The organism is Micromonospora sp. II (assembly GCF_001709195.1).
In the GTDB taxonomy this organism is placed as follows: Bacteria; Actinomycetota; Actinomycetes; order Mycobacteriales; family Micromonosporaceae; genus Micromonospora; species Micromonospora chalcea.
The window spans coordinates 174221-191968 of sequence record NZ_LYXF01000089.1 but is presented as its reverse complement, the minus strand read 5'-3'; the positions used below and the strand labels follow the sequence as shown (position 1 = coordinate 191968).

Annotated in this window: 14 protein-coding genes (1 of these 14 running past the window's edge); 6 read left to right on the top strand and 8 right to left on the bottom strand. The window is 75.6% G+C overall.

The window, feature by feature from the left end:
- Window positions 1-62: 62 nt before the first annotated feature.
- Together A8711_RS30790 and A8711_RS33080 are read left to right on the top strand one after the other, a co-directional pair.
- The gene (locus A8711_RS30790) at window positions 63-1082 is read left to right on the top strand and encodes a SpoIIE family protein phosphatase (protein ID WP_069090200.1); all 1020 of its coding nucleotides are present in this window, start codon (window positions 63-65) and stop codon (window positions 1080-1082) included.
- Between the two features lie 124 nt (window positions 1083-1206).
- Window positions 1207-2427, top strand: a complete 1221-nt coding sequence (locus A8711_RS33080) for a CdaR family transcriptional regulator (RefSeq protein ID WP_064446529.1) — start codon at window positions 1207-1209, stop codon at window positions 2425-2427.
- A gap of 26 nt (window positions 2428-2453) precedes the next feature.
- Here A8711_RS33080 and A8711_RS30780 read toward each other — a convergent pair whose 3' ends face one another.
- On the bottom strand, window positions 2454-2684 hold the full coding sequence (locus A8711_RS30780) for a hypothetical protein (protein WP_043324761.1): 231 nt from the start codon (window positions 2682-2684) through the stop codon (window positions 2454-2456).
- A gap of 362 nt (window positions 2685-3046) precedes the next feature.
- On the opposite strand from A8711_RS30780, the gene A8711_RS30775 reads away from it, so the two are divergent.
- From A8711_RS30775 to A8711_RS30765, 3 genes are read left to right on the top strand one after another with little or no spacing between them, the layout of a single operon-like run.
- Window positions 3047-3886 carry a rod shape-determining protein gene (locus tag A8711_RS30775; protein ID WP_043324762.1) on the top strand — a complete coding sequence of 280 codons (840 nt, stop codon included), beginning with the start codon at window positions 3047-3049 and terminating at the stop codon, window positions 3884-3886.
- A 2-nt stretch (window positions 3887-3888) separates the two neighbouring features.
- Window positions 3889-4203 (top strand): TraR/DksA family transcriptional regulator, encoded by a 315-nt coding sequence (locus A8711_RS30770; protein WP_030501973.1) that lies wholly within the window; start codon window positions 3889-3891, stop codon window positions 4201-4203.
- A 48-nt stretch (window positions 4204-4251) separates the two neighbouring features.
- Window positions 4252-5199: an acyltransferase domain-containing protein gene (locus A8711_RS30765; RefSeq protein WP_069090128.1), complete on the top strand. Its 948-nt coding sequence runs from the start codon at window positions 4252-4254 to the stop codon at window positions 5197-5199.
- On the opposite strand, the gene A8711_RS30760 is transcribed toward A8711_RS30765, so the two are convergent.
- From A8711_RS30760 to A8711_RS30735, 6 genes are all read right to left on the bottom strand, one after another.
- Window positions 5200-5748 (bottom strand): adenylate kinase, encoded by a 549-nt coding sequence (locus A8711_RS30760; protein ID WP_043324764.1) that lies wholly within the window; start codon window positions 5746-5748, stop codon window positions 5200-5202.
- Between the two features lie 46 nt (window positions 5749-5794).
- Window positions 5795-7018 (bottom strand): multidrug effflux MFS transporter, encoded by a 1224-nt coding sequence (locus A8711_RS30755; RefSeq protein WP_069090127.1) that lies wholly within the window; start codon window positions 7016-7018, stop codon window positions 5795-5797.
- A gap of 264 nt (window positions 7019-7282) precedes the next feature.
- Entirely contained in the window at window positions 7283-9427 is a 2145-nt protein-coding gene (locus tag A8711_RS30750; protein ID WP_069090126.1) for a 2-oxo acid dehydrogenase subunit E2, read from the bottom strand.
- A complete protein-coding gene (locus tag A8711_RS30745) occupies window positions 9424-10326 on the bottom strand; it encodes a thiamine pyrophosphate-dependent dehydrogenase E1 component subunit alpha (protein WP_069090125.1) in 903 nt (300 codons plus the stop codon). The genes A8711_RS30750 and A8711_RS30745 overlap by 4 nt, the downstream gene beginning before the upstream one ends.
- Window positions 10323-10562 (bottom strand): acyl carrier protein, encoded by a 240-nt coding sequence (locus tag A8711_RS30740; protein ID WP_223201113.1) that lies wholly within the window; start codon window positions 10560-10562, stop codon window positions 10323-10325. The genes A8711_RS30745 and A8711_RS30740 overlap by 4 nt, the downstream gene beginning before the upstream one ends.
- The gene (locus tag A8711_RS30735) at window positions 10559-11569 is read right to left on the bottom strand and encodes a 3-oxoacyl-ACP synthase III family protein (RefSeq protein ID WP_069090124.1); all 1011 of its coding nucleotides are present in this window, start codon (window positions 11567-11569) and stop codon (window positions 10559-10561) included. The genes A8711_RS30740 and A8711_RS30735 overlap by 4 nt, the downstream gene beginning before the upstream one ends.
- Window positions 11570-11614: 45 nt before the next feature.
- On the opposite strand from A8711_RS30735, the gene A8711_RS30730 reads away from it, so the two are divergent.
- Complete coding sequence (locus A8711_RS30730; protein WP_069090123.1) at window positions 11615-13930, top strand: lantibiotic dehydratase; 2316 nt, start codon at window positions 11615-11617, stop codon at window positions 13928-13930.
- Here the strand turns inward: A8711_RS30730 and A8711_RS30725 are convergent.
- A protein-coding gene (locus tag A8711_RS30725; protein WP_069090122.1) for a non-ribosomal peptide synthetase/MFS transporter crosses the window boundary here: on the bottom strand, window positions 13898-17748 show its 3' portion. 1456 nt of this gene lie beyond the right edge of the window; 3851 of the gene's 5307 nt are visible here — the last part of the coding sequence; its start codon lies off the right edge, out of view; it ends in the stop codon at window positions 13898-13900. The two genes, A8711_RS30730 and A8711_RS30725, sit on opposite strands and share 33 nt — an antisense overlap.

The window sequence follows — 17748 nt, the reverse complement described above, 5'->3', positions numbered from 1 at the left end:
GAGTGAGGTTGGGTCCCGGCCGGTACGGCGGGGGCCCGGATAGGGTGGTGGGCGTGCTGCCGATGCGAGCCGCCCTGGCGGGCACCACCGGGAACGCGGTGCTGATGGGCGTCGCCGAGGTCGGCACCCCGATCGGCTGGGTGCTGCTGCCCGGCCTGCTCGGCGTCTCGGCCCGGCCCCGGGTGGCGGCACTGGTGTCGGCGTGGGCGGGCGTGCTGGTGGTGGCGTCGGTCCTCGTACCGGTGATCCCCGGCCACCGCAGCGACCCGCAGGCGCTGCTCGCCTCCACGCTCAGCCTGACCGCGGTGCCCCTGCTGGCGTGGGCCCGCCGACGGACCCGGACCGCGTCGGTGACGCGCGCCGCCGGGCCCACGGACGTCGCGGTCTTCACCGTGCCGGCCGGCCCGGGAAGCGCCGCGCTGGCGGTCTGCGGCTCGCCCGGCGAGATCGGCGCCGCCGTCCCGCTGCGCGGCGGCGGGCTTCTCGCCCTGGTCGGCACCGTCACCGGCGCCGCGCTGGACACGCCCGCCGGGCGGCGGGCGATCGAGCAGACGTTCCGCTGGCACGCCCGGCCGGCAGCGTCGCCGCAGCGCCTCGCCGGGGTGCTCGACCAGGCGGTACGCGACCTCGCCCCGGCGGGTCACCTGCGCGCCACGATCGTGCGTGTGGACCGGTCCGGCGCGGTGGAGGCGGCGCGCTGCGGCTCGCCCGACCTGATCACCGTCGCCGCAGACCGGGCCGCCCTCGCCGGAGTGCCGGCCGGTCCGGCGCTCGGGTCCACTCGACCGGCCGGGTCCACTGCCCGGGCCGGGTCCACTGCCCGGGCCGGGTCCACTGCCCGGGCCGGGTCCGCGTCACCGGGCGGGGGCGCGACGCCGTCGCCGGTCACCGGCCGGCGGGTCGCCGTGGTCGCCGCCGCGTTCGCCGACGCGCACGGCGAGCGCTGGGTGCGCGTACTCGATCAGGTGGCGGCCGACGACGACCCGGCGGGGGCGGCGCGGCGCCTGACCCGCGGTCCCCGGGGTGGGCGGCGGACCGGTCCGGCGCTCGTGGTCGACCCGGGCCCGCCGTCGCGGGCATGACAACGGGCGCGCCCGCTCCCGGACGGACCGCGCGGGCCGGTCGCGCCCGACGGCGCCGGACCCCCGGCCTACGCTGGGCGCAGTGGGCCGGCATCGGGTGCCGGCCCGGCACGGGGAGACCGCGATGACCGACAACGTCCGCCGGCCGGCGCCGGCCGCGGGCGGCGAGGACGAGCAGTGGCTGGCCGAGGTGGCCCGGGCGGCGAGCGCCGACGCCGGTGGCGTACCTGTGGAACTGCTCGGCGACTACCTGCGGCTACTGACCGACGCGGCGGTGACCGGCCGCCGTCCGCGCCGCGCCGAACTCGACGCGGTGGGCGCCCTCGGCCGGCGCGCGGCCGAGCAGGGGGTGTCCGCCGGACGCGCGGTACGCCTCTACCTGTCCGCGGCGCGGCGGGTGTGGCGGCAGTTTCCGCACCTGGACCGCTCCGACGACAGCGAGGCGGTGCGCGCCGCCGCCGACGCCGTGCTGCAGGTGGTCGACACCGCCGTCGCCACGCTCGCCGAGGGCTACGCCGTGGCCCGGCGGGAACTGGTCCGGCGGGAGGAGTCGCTGCGCCGGGAACTCGTCGACGACCTGCTGCGCGGCGACTCCGACCTGGGCGGGCTGGTGGAACGGGCCGAGCCGTTCGGGCTTGACCTCGCCCGCGTACACCAGGTGGCGCTCGCCGCGCCCGGTCGCCGCCTGCCGGACACGGAGGCGGCGATCAGCGCGCTGGAACGGGCCGTGTTCGACCGGCTGGGCGACCGGGACGTGCTGGTGGCCACGAAGGAGGGGCTGCTCGTGGTGATCGCCCCGGCCGACCCGGTGGCCACCGACCGGGGCCGCGGGCCGGCCGGCAACCTGGGCACGCTGATGCACGGCGAGCTGGACCGCCTGGTGCGGGGCCGGCCGTGGCAGGTGGCGGTGGGCCGCCCGCACCCCGGCGTGTACGGCATCGCCCGCTCCTACGAGGAGGCGCGGGAGGCGCTGACCACGGCGCGGCGGCTGCACTCCGAGACGTCCGTGATCGACGCGCACGATCTGCTCATCTACCGCGTGCTGCTGCGCGACCAGCCGGCCATGGTGGACCTCGTCCGGGCGGTGCTGACGCCGCTGGCCCAGGCGCGCGGCGGCGCCGAGCCGCTGCTGGACACGCTGAACGAGTACTTCGCCTGCGGCGAGGTGAGCACCGAGGCGGCCCGGCGGCTGCACGTCTCCGTCCGCACCGTCACCTACCGGCTGGCCCGCGTCCGGGCACTGAGCGGGTACGACCCCGCCGACGCGCGGGACCGGTTCACGTTGCACGCCGCCGTCCTCGGCGCGCGGGCGCTGGACTGGCCGCGCAAGCCGCTGCCGGCGTGACGCTCAGGCCGCTGCCGGCGTGACGCTCAGGCGGGAACGGCCACCAGTTCCGGGAAGCCGAGCAGGTTCGCCAGGGCCGACGCCTCGTCGCGGGTGAGGCTGAGAGCCACCATCCGGTCCGGGTCGTCCGGGTCGTCGTGGACGATGTCGCGCCGGCCGCCGGTCTGGTAGTCGATCACTCCGATGCGGCGGCCCTCGTCGGTGGTCAGCGTGTGCCGGACCCCGATGCCGGGGAGGATCGTGCGTTCGATGATCACGTCAACCTCCTCGGGTCAACCATAGCTCCGGGGGGTGCCCGGACCGGTTGTCCAGTGACCGGCAATCATTCGGCCCTTTGTTGGCCGGTCGTGCGCAATGCCGGGCGCGGTTTTCCGGGCGACGCTGGAGGTCCGAGGCGGTACCCGAGTAGCGAGGAGGTGGTGACCATGACCCGCACGTCGATGGCCTCACCACCGGTGTTCGCCGGTTTCGTCGCGTCCCGGTCCGCGAGCGGCGACCCGCGGCGCGCCTGAGCCCCGGCCGCCGGCGCCGTCGAGCGAATCCGGCCCCGGCCCCCGGCCACGCCCCTCCCCCGCACCGTCCACCGCCCGGTTGGGCACCTGATCCGAAAGAGGTCGGTATGCCGCATCCCGTCACCGTCGTCCGTTCTCCGGCGCGTACCGGTCTGCTGATCGGCCGCTCCCACACCACCCGCCCGCCGGTGGGCGCCGACGCGGCGCCGATCGCCGTGGACCTCGGCAGCAGCCTGCTGCGGATCTGGCTGGGTCCGGGCCGGACGCTGAGCGTCCCGCTCGGTCACGGCCTGCGCAGCCCGGTCGTGCGGCGCGGACGGATCGTGGACGGTCCGGCCTGCGTCACCGAACTGCGACGCATCCTGCGTGACCACCGCGCGTCGGTGCCGGTCGGCGCGCTCGTGGTCGCCTGCCGGCCGGTGCTGGCCGCGCCGGCCGAGCAGGAGGCGACGCGCCGCGTGCTCGCCGCCGTCCTCGCGCCGTCCCGGCTGCTGTTCCTCGACAGCGTCCGGGCGGGCGCCATCGGCGCCGGCGCCGCCGCCGGCACCCTGCTGCTCGCCGACATCGGCGCGCAGCTCACCGAGGTGGCGCTGCTGGAGGACGGCCGGGTCGTCGCCGCCCGCCGCGCCGAGGTCGGCACCCGCGACCTGAACCACGCGACGACCGCCGGCATGCTCGCCGACGCCGCCGCCCGGCTGGTCCGTGAGCTGCGGCAGGACCCGGCGCTGCGGCCCCTGGTCCGCACCGCCCTGGCCCGCGGCGCGATCGTCATCGGCGACGGCGCGACCCGGCCGGACGTGACCGCGCGCCTGGTCGCGAGGCTCGGCGCCGCCGTCCACCGCGCCGCCTCACCCCGGACCGCCGCCCTGACCGGCGCCGGCATGGCCGCTGTCTCGGCCCTGCGCCACCCGCACGACACCCAGCGCCGCCCGGAAAGGAGCGCCTGATCATGACGCACGCCCTGAACGACCGCACGGACACCCTGCGGGAACTGCTGGACCGGCAGTTCAACGAGTACACCGACCAGCTCACCGAGCTGACGCTGCACACGCGGCAGCCCGACCACGGCGGTCACGACCCGGACACCCTGCGCCGGCTGATCGAGGCCGCGCGCCAGGGCGTCGCGGACACCGCCCAGGCGCTCAAGCGCATGTCCGACGGCACGTACGGCGTCTGCGAGCGCTGTGGCCAGGACATCCCGACCGCCCGCCTGGAGATCCGCCCCGCGGCCCGCTTCTGCGTGCCGTGCCAGCAACGGCGCTGACGCCGCACGGGGCTGTCGGCGCGCGCGCCGGCCGGTAGCGTCGTCCCCATGGACGTGGACGACGTCGCCGGCCGGCTCGGCGTGCCCGCCGAGGAGATCGACCGCGTGCGCCGGCTCGCCGGCGACCGGCCTTCCGCGCCGCTGCCCGCCCGGGCGGACGCGCCCGCGCTGCTGCGGCGGCTCGCGGTGCGCCCCGACGACGCCGCCGAGATCATGGCGGGCTGGCCGGACCCGGAGTCCCCACTGTGGACCCCGGAGCTGCGCTGGCTGCTCGACCGCTCGATCGCCCTGGTCCGGGCCGACCTCGGCGGCTTCGCCTGGCTGCCGCCGGGCCCGGCGCTGCCCCGCGACCGGGGACCGGCCTGGCGGCACCTCTACGCCTACGCGTACCTGGCACTGGTCGACGTCGTCCGGGCGTACCACGCCGACCACGGCGTGCCCGACGAGGTTTCCTGGGCGACGCTCGCCGACCTGGGCAACAACCTCGCCGTCGACCGGCGGATGCACGGTGAGGGCTGGCCGGTCATGCAGGCATGGCTGACGCTGCACGCGCGCGGCGGCCTCTACGAGCTGGGCCGCCTGCAGCACCAGCGCGGCGACACCGGCGCCCTCGACCTGCACATCCCCGACTCGGGGCCGCTGACCCCGGAGGCGGTCGACGCGTCGCTGGAGCGGGCCCGGGCGTTCTTCCCGCGCCACTTCCCCGACGAGAGCTACACCGCCTTCTCCTGCGGCTCCTGGCTGCTCGACCCGCAACTGAGCGAATACCTGCCGGAGGACTCCAACATCGTCCGGTTCCAGCGGCGGTTCACGCTGGAGCCCTACCAGCAGATGGACGGGCTGGACGGCGACGTCGAGGTGCTGCGCTTCGTCTTCCGCAGCCTGAACACGCCGCTGGACCGGCTGCCCCGCCGCACCGTCCTCCAGCGCGCGGTCATCGACCACCTGCGGGCCGGCCGCCACTGGCAGTGGCGTCGCGGCCGTTTTCCGATGTAGTCACGTCCCGCGCCGGTCCGGCACCCGGCTGCCGCGCGCCAGCCAGTCGTCGAGGGCCGCCGGGTCGGTGAACAGCAGCACCGGCGGTCCGGCCGGGTCGGCCGCCCAGGCCCGCAGGCGCCGGCGCGCCCGGCCGAACCCGGTCACGTGCCACACCAGCACCGAGTCGAGGGACAGCACGCTTCCCCACGACTCCCGGTTGCCGTTGCAGATCTCCTCGCCGCTGGCCAGCCGCTGCCGCGTACGCCGCAGCAGCCGCCGGAACGAGACCCCGCGCGGGTAGTCCAGGCCGATCACCAGGTCGGCGCGGCCGAGCACCACGTCCCGCCAGCCGTGGTAGGCGCCGTCGAGGATCCAGCGGTCACGTCGGCAGATCTCCGCGATCCGCCGTCGCTGCTCGGCGACCGGCACCTCCACCCAGCCCGGCTCCCAGAGCAGATCGTCCACCGGATACCAGGGCAGGCGGTAGCGCTGCGCCAGCAGCGCGGCCAGCGTCGACTTGCCGGACCCGTGGATCCCCTCGACCAGGATGCGGGCCGGGGCGGTCATGGCAGCAGCGTAGGCGCTGCCCGCACCCCGCGCGCCGGACGGTCCGTCAGTGCGCGACCGCGACCGCCGGATCCGCCTCCAGGCCGGCGAGCTGCGACGGCCGCACCACGACCAGCAGCACCGCCAGCGCCGCCACCATCCCGCCGGCCACCACCAGCGCCATCGCCACCGCGCCGGTGCCGAGCACGCCCACCAGCGGCGCCGCCACCGCGCCCACGCCGAACTGCACCGCGCCCAGCAGGGCGGACGCGGTGCCGGCCGCCTCGCCGTGGCGGGACAGGGCCAGCGCCGGGGCGTTCGGCATGGCCAGACCCGCCGCCGCCAGCACCAACCACAGCGACACCAGCAGCGCGGGCAGCCCGCCGAAGCCGGTCGTGGCGAACACCAGCAGCGCCAGCCCGGCCACCGTGCCCCCCGCCAGCGAGGCCACCAGGATCCACTGGGACGAGTAGCGGCGCAGCAGCCGCACGTTGTACTGCGTCGCGCCGATCAGGCCCACCGCGCCCGCCCCGAACGCCAGCCCGAACTCCTGCTCGTTGAGGCCGTACCCGTCCTGGAGGACGAACGACGAGCCGGCCACGTACGCGAACAGCGCCGCCATGGCCAGGCCGGCCACCAGGACCAGGCCGACGAAGACGCGGTCCCGCAGCAGCCCGCCGTAGTTCATCACTGTCGCCACCACTCCGCCGCGCTGGCGGCGCGCGGGCGGCAGCGTCTCCGGCAGCGCGAGCGTGGCCAGCACGACGAGCAGCACCCCGAAGACGGCCAGGACCACGAACACGCCACGCCAGTCCGTCCACCGCAGCACACCGCCGCCGAGCGTCGGGGCGAGGACCGGCGCCGCGCCCATCACCAGCAGCAGCCGGGACAGCATGGTGGCGAACGCCGACCCGCTGAACAGGTCGCGCACCACCGCCATCGCGACCACTGCGGTCGCGGCGACGCCGAGGCCCTGCACGACCCGCAGGACGCCCAGGACGGCGACGTTCGGGGCGACCACGCACAGCGCCGAGGCCACGATGTGCAGCAGCAGACCGGCGATCAGCGGACGGCGCCGCCCGACCGCGTCCGACAGCGGCCCGATCAGCAACTGGCCGACGGCGAGCCCGGCGAGCGTCCCGGTGAGCGTCAACTGCACCGCCGCCGACGTGGTCGCGAAGTCCGCCACGATCGCGGGCAGCGCGGGCAGGTACATGTCGATGGTCAGCGGACCCACGGCGATCAGCGAGCCGAGGACGAGCACGAGCCTCAGGCGCTGGCTGCGGCTCATCAGGTCACCCGGGGTGGGCGTCGGGGTGGCATCGGTCGTCTGGGGCGTCCCGGCCCGGTCGTGCGACCGGGCGCGGGAGGGTGCGGCACTCACACAGTGAGTCAAATGCGCCCCCGGTGATCACATTCCCGTCTCGGCGAGAGGTAACGCAGGTCACGCGCCTGCCCACCGGTGCGGCACGCCGCCGGGGCCGACGTCGCTGCCGGCGCCGGACGGGGACGAGGCGGCTGCGACGACCGCACGGCGGCCGATCCGGGGTGCCGGTCAGCGTTGCAGCACCTCGCCGAGCGCAGCCAGGTACGCCCCGGCCTGCGCCCCGTTCACGAGCCGGTGGTCGTACGCCAGCCCCAGGTCCGCCACCGCCCGCTCGCGTACCCCGCCGTCGCCGTCGAGCACGACCTCGCGGTGCACGTCCGGCACCGAGAGGGCGCAGGTGACGCCGGGCGGGATGATCGGCCGGGACACCGTGACGCCGGGTGTGTCGTTGAGCGCGACCAGGAAGTTCATGCCGGCCATGTCCTCCTCGCGGAGCCGGCCGCGCAGCGCCTTCATCCGCAGCGCGACCACGGCGTCAGCGAGGTCGCCGAGGTCCAGTCCGGCCGCGTCGCGGATCACCGGCAGGAACAGTCCGGTGCCGACGTCCACGGTGAGCCCGATCGACGGCGCTTCCGCGTCGACCACCAGCCCGTCGCCGGTGAGCCGGGCGTAGAGGGCGCCGAACCGCTCGTGCAGCGCGGCCACGGCGGCGATGACGACCTCGGTCAGGCCGACCGTGGCGCCGGTCTCGTCGGCGGCGCGGCGGGCGTGTGCGAGCGCTGCCGTCACGTCGACGCGCACGGCGGTGAAGGCCACCGGGATCTCCCGGTGCGAGGTGGACACCACGTCGGCGATGCGGCGCTGCGCCGGTGGCAGCGGCCGTCCCGGCGTCGCTGTCCGCGTCCCCACGGCCTCCACCTGCTCCGGGTACGCCGCAGCGGGCGAGCCCAGCGGCTCTGGCGGGGCGGGCACGGCCGACTCGGGCAGGATCCGGCCGATGGGAGCGCCCGGGGCGCAGTCGGCGCCGGCTGCCACGTCCTGACGCAGCACGCCGGCCCGCGTCGCCGCGAGTTCCTCGATCGCCTTGGACGTCTCGACCGCCGCGACCGGCTCGCCGGCCTCCACCGTGGCGCCGTCCGCGACCAGCCATTCCAGCAGCACGTAGCTGTCGTCGTTGGGGTTGAGCCGCGGTACGTCCACCGGGACGCCCGCCTGCGCCGCCGTCGTCGGAGCGGAGGGCGGCGGATCGACGGGTGACGGATCGGTGCGCGGAACCGGAACCGCGCCGGGCACGCCCGGAGACACGCCGGCCGGAGTCGCCGGGGCGTCAGTCGGTCCGCCCCGGTCGCCGGTCGCCACCGGCGCGGCGGGCAGGCGCATGATCCGGTCCAGGATCGCGTCGGTGCCGAGCAGCACCGCCTGTTCCAGGTGCGGCGCGGACGGGATGACCCGGTCGGCGGAGCTGACCAGCTCGACCGGGCCGCGCAGCAGCGGCCACGCCTCGGCGTGCAGGCGGGCCGCGACCTCGCTCCCCCACGTGCCGCCCGCGGTGCTCTCCTCGGCGACGATCACGCCGTGCGCGCCGTCGAGCAGGTCGCGCAGGCCGTCCACGTCCACCGGGTAGAGCCGCGCCGGGACCAGCACCTCGACCGTACGTCCCCGCTCGGCGGCCCGCGTGGCGGCGGCGATCGCCCGGTTGGCGACCCCGCCCGGCGCGATGACGAGCGTCGGCGCGCCGGTGGCGTCCGGGTCGTGGACGCGGGCCCAGTTGCCGTCCGCGCCGCGCGACTCGAAGGCGAGGCGGTCGTCGACGCGGCCGTCCACGTACCGCCGCTGGGTGTAGAGGATCTTGTCCTCGAACAGCATCGCCGGTTCGTCGCGGCGCAGCGCGGCGGCCAGCACGTCGGCCGCGTCGTGCAGCGGGGACAGCTCGTACAGCGCGAGGTGCGGGATGCCGATGAAGTGCTTCTGCGGGCTCTGGCTGTGCGTCGCGCCGTAGCCGCGCCCGCCGCCGACCGGGCAGCGGATCACCACCCGCATCGGGGTGCGCTCGCCGTACATGGCGACGGACTTGGTGATCAGGTTGAGGATCGGGTCGAAGGCGAGACCGGCGAAGTCCCCGAACATGATCTCGACGATCACTGTGTCGCCGCACAGCGCCAGGCCACCCGCGACGCCGGTGATGCCGTTCTCGCTCAGCGGCGTCGACAGCACCCGGTCGGGGTAGGCGGTGGAGAGGCCCTGGGCCACCTTGAACGCCCCGCCGTACGGGTCGGCGACGTCCTCCCCCAGCAGCCAGGCCCGCTCGTCGGCGGCGAACAGCGCGTGCAGGGCACGGTTGAGGTTGCGGCTGACCCGTTCCGCGCGCGTCACGCCGCCGCTCCGCGCGCGAGCGGCCGGGCCAGCACCTCGGCCGAGACCTCCGCGACCCGCTGCCGGGCCCGCGCGTCGGCGGCCGCGAACCGCTCCGGGTACGCCTCGGCGTACCGCTGGAGCCAGTCGAGGCGGCGCAGCCGGTCGAGTTCGTCGGCGGGCCGGGTGTCGTCGCCCTTGCTGTGCGGGCCGAGCCGGACCGTGTGCTGCACGAGCACGTGCGGCGTCCGGGTGGCGCGGACCCGCTCGACGTGCGGCGCGGCGGCGGCGCGTACCTCGGTGAGGTCGAACGAGCCGGACTCGCTGACGGTGATGCCGAACCCGGCCACCCGGCCGGCGATGGTGCCGGCGAGCTGCGCGGTGGTCGGGGTGGACTGGGCGATCCGGTTGTGCTCGACCACGACGAGCAGCGGCACCCGCCACAGCGCGGCCATGTTCAGCGCCTCGTAGACAGCACCCTCGCCCCAGGTCCCGTCGCCGATGTACGCCACCACGATCGTGTCCTGCCCGGTGCGGTTGAGGTGCAGTCCCACGCCGACAGCGGCGGGCAGGCTCTCCCCCTGCACGCCGGTGGACAGGAACCGGTCCCGGCGCAGGTGCTGGCTGCCGCCGTACCCGTGGCACACCCCGCCGTCGCGGCCGAGCAGTTCCGCCAGCAGGCCCTCCGGGTCGCCGCAGTGCGCCAGGTAGTGCCCGTGTCCGCGGTGGTTGCTGAACACGAAGTCCCCGGTCAGCAGTGGGGCCAGCGCTACCGGGACGTACTCCTGGCCGAGGCAGGTGTGCGTGGTGCCGGCGAGGTGACCGTCGGCGTACAGGCGCAGCAGGTGCTCCTCGAAGCGGCGGATGAGCAGCCCCGCGTCGAGGTCGGCGTCGTCGAGCGGGGCCGGCGCGGCGCTCACTCCGGCACGCCCCGCTGGGCGAGCAGCGCGCGCAGGTCGCCCACCGACCGCACGGTCCGGATCTCCCGGGGCGTCAGCGAGATCCGGTACGCGTCCTCGACGGCCACGACGATCTGGAGGTGACGCAGGCTCACCCACGCGGCGGTGGTCGCGGGGCCGGTCTGCGCGTCGACCTGGTCGACGGGCAGTTCCAGCACGTCGGCGACGAGCCGCACCAGCCGGCTGGACATGCTCATACCTCGATGATCGTACAGGCCCAGTGGGTGCCCCGGCCCAACGAGATCAACGCGACCCGGTCGCCGTCGTGCAGCTCACCGGCGTCGAGCAGGCGGCTCAGCCCGAACAGTTGGTCCGCCGCGCCGAGATGCCCGTACTCGGCGGCCAGTGCCCGGTTGGTCCGCTCCGGCGGCACCTTGTGGGCCTCGGCGAGCGACGTCATGGCGCGTTCGTTGTCGGCGACCAGGATCAGCCGCGCCAGGTCGGCGACGGTGACGCCGGCCCGCTCGCAGGCGCGTTCGGTGACCCGCACCATCCGCTCGTCGAGGTGGCGGGCGTACTGCGCGAACTGCTCGGGGTCGTAGTCGAAGAACTCCATCACGTGCCACACGTCGCGGGCGGCCGGCGGCTCGGCGCCGGGTGCGAACGGCGCCGCGGCGCCACCGCCGTCGAGCCGGTAGAACCCGGCGTAGCGGCCGTCGGTGGCGGCCTCGGTGACCTGCCACCGCAGCCGGGGGTGCCCGCGCCGGGCCACTGTGGCCACCGCGCCGTCGGAGAACACCATCGGCTGGGTCTCCATCCGGTTCCAGTACACCTCGCAGGTCCGGTTGGCCGCGATCACGAGCGCGGTGTCGTACTCCGGGTGGGTGGCGAACTTGCCGGCGACGGTGTCGAGGCTGAGCACGCCGGTGGTGCACGCCTGGGTGAGCAGCACCGCTTCGGCGCCGGCCGCGCCGAGCCGGTACGCCAGGTCGGCGGCGGCGTCCCAGTAGAGGTGTTCGGTGAGGTCGGTGACGGCGAGCACCAGCAGGTCCACCCGCGCGGCGGGCAGCGTGGCGGCGTCCAGGGCGCGGCGGGCGGCCCGCTCGGCGAGGTCGGTCAGGCCGACGTCCGGCGCGGCGCGGTGCACCCGCCGGTAGCCGTAGCCGAGGACGCGGTTGACGTCGTCGGTGTACTGCGCCACCACGTCGGCGACGGGCGCCGGGTCGCCGAGCGCCTCACCGAAGGACACCAGCCCGAAGCTCATGCTCGACCGTCCCGCCGCAGATCCGCCGCTGCTTACCATTCCCCCATGCCCCGAGAGCATCTCACGTCCCTGCCCGGAACCCGTTGGCACGTATGGCGTTCCGCGTTGCTCCGGTCGGCCGGTTTTCCGGCCGGCGGGATGAGCCGGTTCGCCGCTCCGGCGCTCGCGGAGGCGGCCGACCGGCACCTGCGCGGGGACGGCGACGCCGCGGAGTTCGCTGCGGCGTTCGACGCCGCCGCTGCCGACCTCGGGCAGGCGGTCTACGGCATCGCCTGCGACGACGCCTTCCGTACGGCGCTGACCTGGCAGAACCCTGCGGTCCTGCTCGCCGTCGACGCGATCCGGCGCGACGGCCCGCACGCCCCGCGCAACCTGCGCCGGCGGCACCGGGAGGAGGTCGTCGCGAAGTACTGGCAGCGGTACTGCCTGAAGAACGACACGGTGGGCTTCTTCGGCCCGATCTGCTGGACCGAGCTGGGCGGCAGCGGTCCGATCGCGACGGTGCGTCCCGGCGCGGCGTTGACGCGTACCCGGAAGGTGTTCCTGGAGCGGTGGGGCCTGGACGCGCTCGCGGAGGCCTTCGCCCGCGGGCCAGGCGTGCGGGACTGGCTGCCGGTGCGGCTGGCCCCGCACCTGAGCCTGCGCGACCGGGTGCTGCGGCGCCCGCACCATCCACCGCAGACGCTCCCGGCGGCGACCGCCGCACTGCTCACGCTGGCGCGGCGCGGACCGCGCGTGGCCGACCTGGTCGCCGCGCTGCTCGCGGACCCGGCGAGCGGCTTCCGCCGGGCCGCTGACGTGCACGCGCAGCTCGACGACCTGGCCGGGCGCGGCGTGCTGCGGATCGGCTTCGACCTGCCGGTCGACCTCACCGCCGAGGACGCGTTGCGCGAGCAGCTCGCCGCGATCGGCGACGACACGGTCCGCGAGCGGGTGCTCGGCGACCTGGCCACGGTGAGCGACCTGCGCGACGCGGTGGCCGCCGCCGACGGCCCGGACGCGCTGGCCGCGGCGATGTCCGCGCTGGACCGGCGGTTCGTGGAACTGACCGGCCGGGATGCGCGGCAGCAGCCCGGCGAGGTGTACGCCGGGCGCACGCTGTGCCACCTGGAGACGGTCCGCGACCTGGACGTCCGCTTCGGTGACGCGCTGCTGGCACGGCTCGCGCCGCTGGAACCGCTGCTGCTGTCGGCGCGGTGGCTGACCGCGGCGATCGGGCAGGCGTACGCCGACGCGCTGGCCGCCCTGTACCGCGACCTGGCGGCGGAGTCGGCCACCGCGGACGTGCCGGTGGCCGACCTGTGGTTCCTGGCGCAGGCGGTGGTGTTCGGGGCGGACCCGCCCGCCGCCGCCGTCACCGCCGAGTTCCTGGCCCGGTGGTCGACGGTGCTCGGCCTGGCCGACGCCGACACCGACGCCCGGGAGCTGCGGTTCGACGCCGCCGCGCTGACCGAGCGGGTCGCCGCCGCGTTCCCCGCCGACGCGCCCGGCTGGGCCGCCGCCCGCATCCACAGCCCGGACGTGCACGTGTGCGCGCCGGACGAGGCGGCGCTGCTGCGCGGCGACTTCACAGTCGTGCTCGGCGAGCTGCACGTGGCGCTGGCCGCGTTCGACACGCACTTCTTCGCGTACGGGCACCCGGACCCGCAGCGGCTGCGCGACGGGATGCGCGCCGACCTGCCCGGCGGCCGGGTCCGGCTGCTGCCGCCGGTGGACTGGCCCCGGCACACCGCCCGGATCGCGGAGTGGCTGCACGGGCCCGCCGACGCCCAGCTCGGGTTCGTCGACGCGCCCGGCGCCGACCCGGACCGCCTCGTGCCGATCACGACCCTGACCGTGCGGCCGGACGACGACGGCACTCTTTCCGCGCACGCCGACGACGGGCGGCGGTGGCCGCTGCTGGAGGTGTTCGCGCCGCTGTTCGACTACCAGGTGTTCGACACGTGGAAGCTGGCCGGCAACGCCGGGCGCACGCCACGCGTCACCGTTGACGACCTGGTGCTGGTCCGCGAGACGTGGCGCACCACTGTGGGCGAGACCGGCCTGCACACGGTCAAGGGCGAGCGGGAACGCTACCTCGCGGTACGGCGCTGGCGGCTCGCGCTCGGCCTGCCCGAGCGGATCTTCGTGCGGGTCGACACCGAACTCAAACCCAGCTATGTGGACCTGACCAGCGGCGTCTACACCCGGCTGCTGTGCACGCTCCTGCGCGGCGCGCACGCCAAGGGCGGCGACGGCGTCGGGCTCACCGTCACCGAGCTGCTGCCCGGCCCGGACGACGCCTGGCTGACCGACGGGGCCGGCCGGGCGTACGCCTCGGAACTGCGGCTACAGATCGTCGACCCGGCGCAGGTGCGGTAGCCACTCGGTGGCGTCCGCCGGCGCGTCGGGGGTCTCGGTGTCGAACCGGCGCAGCCGGCGTACGCCGTAGGCGCCGAGCGCCACCACGGCCAGGGCCAGCCCGGACACCACGAACGCGAACCCGAGTCCCCGGCCGGGGCCGGTGCCGATCAGCGCGCCGACGCTGCCGGCCAGCGCGCCGCCGGGGGCGAACATCGGTTCCAGCAGCGACCCGCTCAGCGGCACCAGCACGGCGAAGCCCAGCGGCAGCGTCGCCCAGGTCAGCGTCTGGATGATCGCCAGCACCCGGCCGTGGAACCGCTGCGGCACCTTCACCTGGATGATCGACAGGTAGATGCCGTTGTGCAGGCCCAGGCCCAGCCCCACGCCGAAACTGCCGAGCGCCACCAGCAGCAGGCTCGGCCGGACGCCGCTGAGCACCAGGCTGACCGCCACGCCGAACGCGATGGCGATCAGCGCGGGCATCCGGCGCCGGGTCGGGCCGCCCCACACCGCGATGGCGAGTCCGCCGAGGACGGCGCCGAGCGCCTCGGCGAACGCCACGGTGCCGACCTGGCCCATCGTGCCGAACGCGAGCACCATCGGCGGCACCAGCAGCAGGCTCGCCAGGCACAGGTTGTAGAGCGAGAAGAAGCCCAGCATGGCCCGGAAGCCCGGCTCGGCCCACGTCATCCGCGCGCCGCCGATCAGCTCCGCCAGGAACGGCTCCTTGCGCCGCCGGCCGAGCAGGTCGGGGAACCGCACGGCGGCCAGCACACCGATCGCCACCACGTAGCTGACGATGTCGATGACCAGGACGCCGGCCAGGCCGATCGCGGCCAGCAGACCCGCAGCCAGCAGCGGCACCGCGAGCGAGCTGAGCCCGACCGCGAGCTGCGCGATGCCGTTGGCGTGCCCCAGATAGCGCTTCGGCACCACCTGTGGGATCGCGGCCAGGTAGGTGATGCGTTGGAACACCGACGCCGCGCCGAGCACGCACACGAGCGTGTAGACGGCCGCCAGCCCCAGCCGGTCGGTCCAGAGCAGCAGCGCCAGCAGCGCCTCCGCTGTCACCGCCGTCGCGCACGCGGCCAGCAGCACCCGGCGCCTGTCGAACCGGTCCGCGACCGCGCCGGCGACCGGCAGCGTCAGCAGCGCCGGCAGGTACGCGATCACCCCGGACAGGCCGAACCACAGCATCGAGCCGGTCTCCAGGTAGACCCAGACCGGCACCGCCCACTGGGTCAGCGCCGAGCCGGTCGACGAGATGAGCTGGCTGGCGGTGATGGCCAGGAACCGGCGTACGCCCGGTTGCACGCCGGTCTCGGCGGTGACCGGATCGGTGCTGGTGGCCGCCAGTGCCCAGCCGTCACCGGCGAGCTGTCGTGGCGCGGCGGACGGCTCGGCGAGCCGGGGATGGGTGCGGGTGAGCACCTCGGCGAGCGCCTCGGCCCGCTGCTTGACGAAGTAGTGCCCGGCCTCGTCCAGCACCACGAGCGCTGTGGACTCGCCGAGGAAGCTCCACTCGCGGTACCGCTCCTCGTAGTACTCGGTGAGCACGTCGTGGGTGCCGACGACGGAGATCACCGGTGCGGGCACCCGGACCGGTTCGCCGTCCAGCCACTCGGTGAACCGCTCCTGCGCCTCGGCGGCCTCCCGCCGTACGTGGTGGACGAACCGGTCGACCTGCGCCGGGTCCAGGTCGGCCAGTTCCGCGCCGATCGAGCGCAGGAACGTCTCGTACCGCCGGTCCGCGCCCCGGGAGTCGGCCCAGTCGACGAGCCGGCCGAGCATGTTGTCCGGGCGGGCGGTCGGGAACACGCCCCCGGCGTAGATCGCCTCGATGGGACGTCCGCGCTCGTGCAGCCGCCGGGCGATGCCGGTCAACAGCGCGCCGCCGACGCAGTGGCCGTACAGGACCAGCGGGCCGTCCACCCGCTCCTGGATCTCGGCCACGCACCGCTCGACCAGCTCGTCGAAGGGCAGCTCGGTGTCACGGACGCCGACGTCGTGGCCGGGGATCGCCACGGAGAACAGCGTGTGCCCGGCCGGCAGCGCGTCCGCGAGCGGCTGGTAGATGCTGGCGAGCCCGCCGCCGTAGGGCACGCACACGTACGAGCGCACCAGCTGGTCCGCCGGGACCGGCCGGGTCAGCTCGTACAGCAGCGGGCGCTGCCGCTCCCCGTCCGCCGGGGCGTCGATCAGCGCGGCCAGCCCCTGCACCGTCGGGTGCGCGAACACGTCCATCACGCCGACGTCGACCTGCCCGTACGCCTCGCGCAGCAGCGCCAGCATCCGGATCGCCAGCAGCGAGTGACCGCCCAGCTCGAAGAAGTCGTCGTCCAGGCCGACCTCGGGCACGCCGAGCACGTCGCGCCAGGTGGCGGCAACCGTCTGCTCGACCGGGGTCACCGGGGGACGGCGCTGCGCGGGGGCGACGCCGGACGAGGGTGCGGGCAGCGCGGCGGTGTCGAGTTTGCCGTTGGCGGACAGCGGCAGCGCGTCGAGCGTCACGAACGCCGACGGCACCATGTACTCGGGCAGCCGCCGTTTCAGCGCCGCCCGCAGCTCCGCCGGGTCCGGGGCCTCGCCCGTCAGGTACGCCACGAGACGCTGCTCGGCGGGCGTGGCGCCGCGCACGACGACGGCCGCGGAGCCGACGCCGGGCTGTTCGCGCAGCACCGCGGCGATCTCCCCCAGCTCGATCCGCAGGCCCCGCAGTTTCACCTGGTCGTCGATGCGGCCGAGGAACTCCAGCGTCCCGTCGGTACGCCAGCGGGCCAGGTCGCCGGTGGCGTACAGCCGGCCGCCGGGCTCGCCGAACGGGTCGGGGACGAACGCGCCCGCGGTGAGTCCGGGGCGGTTCAGGTAGCCGCGGGCCACCTGCACGCCGCCGAGGTGCAGCTGCCCGGCCACGCCGACCGGCACCGGGCGCATCGCCTCGTCGAGCACGTAGGTCCGCACGTTGCGGATCGGCCCGCCGATCGGCACCCGGGTCACGCCGGTCAGCGCGTCGGGGGTGGCCGCCCAGGCGGTGACGTCGATCGCCGCCTCGGTCGGTCCGTACAGGTTGTGCAGCGCCGCCGACGGAATCGCGGCCACCGCGCGGCGGGCCAGGTCGGCGGGCAGTTCCTCGCCGCTGCACACGATCCGCCGCAGCGACCCGCAGCGGGCCGGGCCGGCCGGGTCGGCCGTGGACAGGAACGCGTCGAGCATCGACGGCACGAAGTGGACGGTGGTGACCCGCTCCCGTTCGATCAGCTCCCGCAGGTACGCCGGGTCGCGGTGCCCGCCCGGCGCGGCGAGCACCAGCCGCGCGCCCACGAGCAGCGGCCAGAACACCTCCCACACCGACACGTCGAACCCGATCGGCGTCTTGTGCAGCACCGCGTCGTCCGGTCCGAGCGCGAAGGCGTCCTGCATCCAGTCCAGCCGGTTGACGATTGCGGCGTGCTCGTTGACCACGCCCTTCGGCCGCCCGGTGGAGCCCGACGTGTAGATCACGTACGCCGCGTTCCCCGGCCCGGCGGCAGTGCCGGCGGCGGTGGGCGGCCGGTCCGGCGCGGTCAGCGGCAGCACGGTGCCCGGGACGGTCAGCCCGTCCGGCAGCTCGTCGGCCAGCAGCACCCCGGCGCCGGCGTCGGCGAGCATGAAGGCCAGCCGCTGCGGCGGGTGGTCCGGGTCCAGCGGCAGGTACGCCGCGCCGGCCCGGTGGATGCCGAGCAGCCCGGCGATCAGGCGGCGGGAGCGGGGCTCGTGGATCGCGACCACCGACTCCGGTCCCACGCCGTGCGCTACCAGCCGCGACGCCACCTGCTCGGCGGCGTCGGACAACTGCG

Bases quoted from the DNA above. Each gene is read 5' to 3' on its own strand.
- A8711_RS30790 (WP_069090200.1), top strand. From the start codon at position 63: ATGCGAGCCGCCCTGGCGGGCACCACCGGGAACGCGGTGCTGATGGGC.
- A8711_RS33080 (WP_064446529.1), top strand. From the start codon at position 1,207: ATGACCGACAACGTCCGCCGGCCGGCGCCGGCCGCGGGCGGCGAGGAC.
- A8711_RS30775 (WP_043324762.1), top strand. From the start codon at position 3,047: ATGCCGCATCCCGTCACCGTCGTCCGTTCTCCGGCGCGTACCGGTCTG.
- A8711_RS30770 (WP_030501973.1), top strand. From the start codon at position 3,889: ATGACGCACGCCCTGAACGACCGCACGGACACCCTGCGGGAACTGCTG.
- A8711_RS30765 (WP_069090128.1), top strand. From the start codon at position 4,252: ATGGACGTGGACGACGTCGCCGGCCGGCTCGGCGTGCCCGCCGAGGAG.
- A8711_RS30760 (WP_043324764.1), bottom strand. From the start codon at position 5,748: ATGACCGCCCCGGCCCGCATCCTGGTCGAGGGGATCCACGGGTCCGGC.
- A8711_RS30755 (WP_069090127.1), bottom strand. From the start codon at position 7,018: ATGAGCCGCAGCCAGCGCCTGAGGCTCGTGCTCGTCCTCGGCTCGCTG.
- A8711_RS30740 (WP_223201113.1), bottom strand. From the start codon at position 10,562: ATGAGCATGTCCAGCCGGCTGGTGCGGCTCGTCGCCGACGTGCTGGAA.
- A8711_RS30735 (WP_069090124.1), bottom strand. From the start codon at position 11,569: ATGAGCTTCGGGCTGGTGTCCTTCGGTGAGGCGCTCGGCGACCCGGCG.
- A8711_RS30730 (WP_069090123.1), top strand. From the start codon at position 11,615: ATGCCCCGAGAGCATCTCACGTCCCTGCCCGGAACCCGTTGGCACGTA.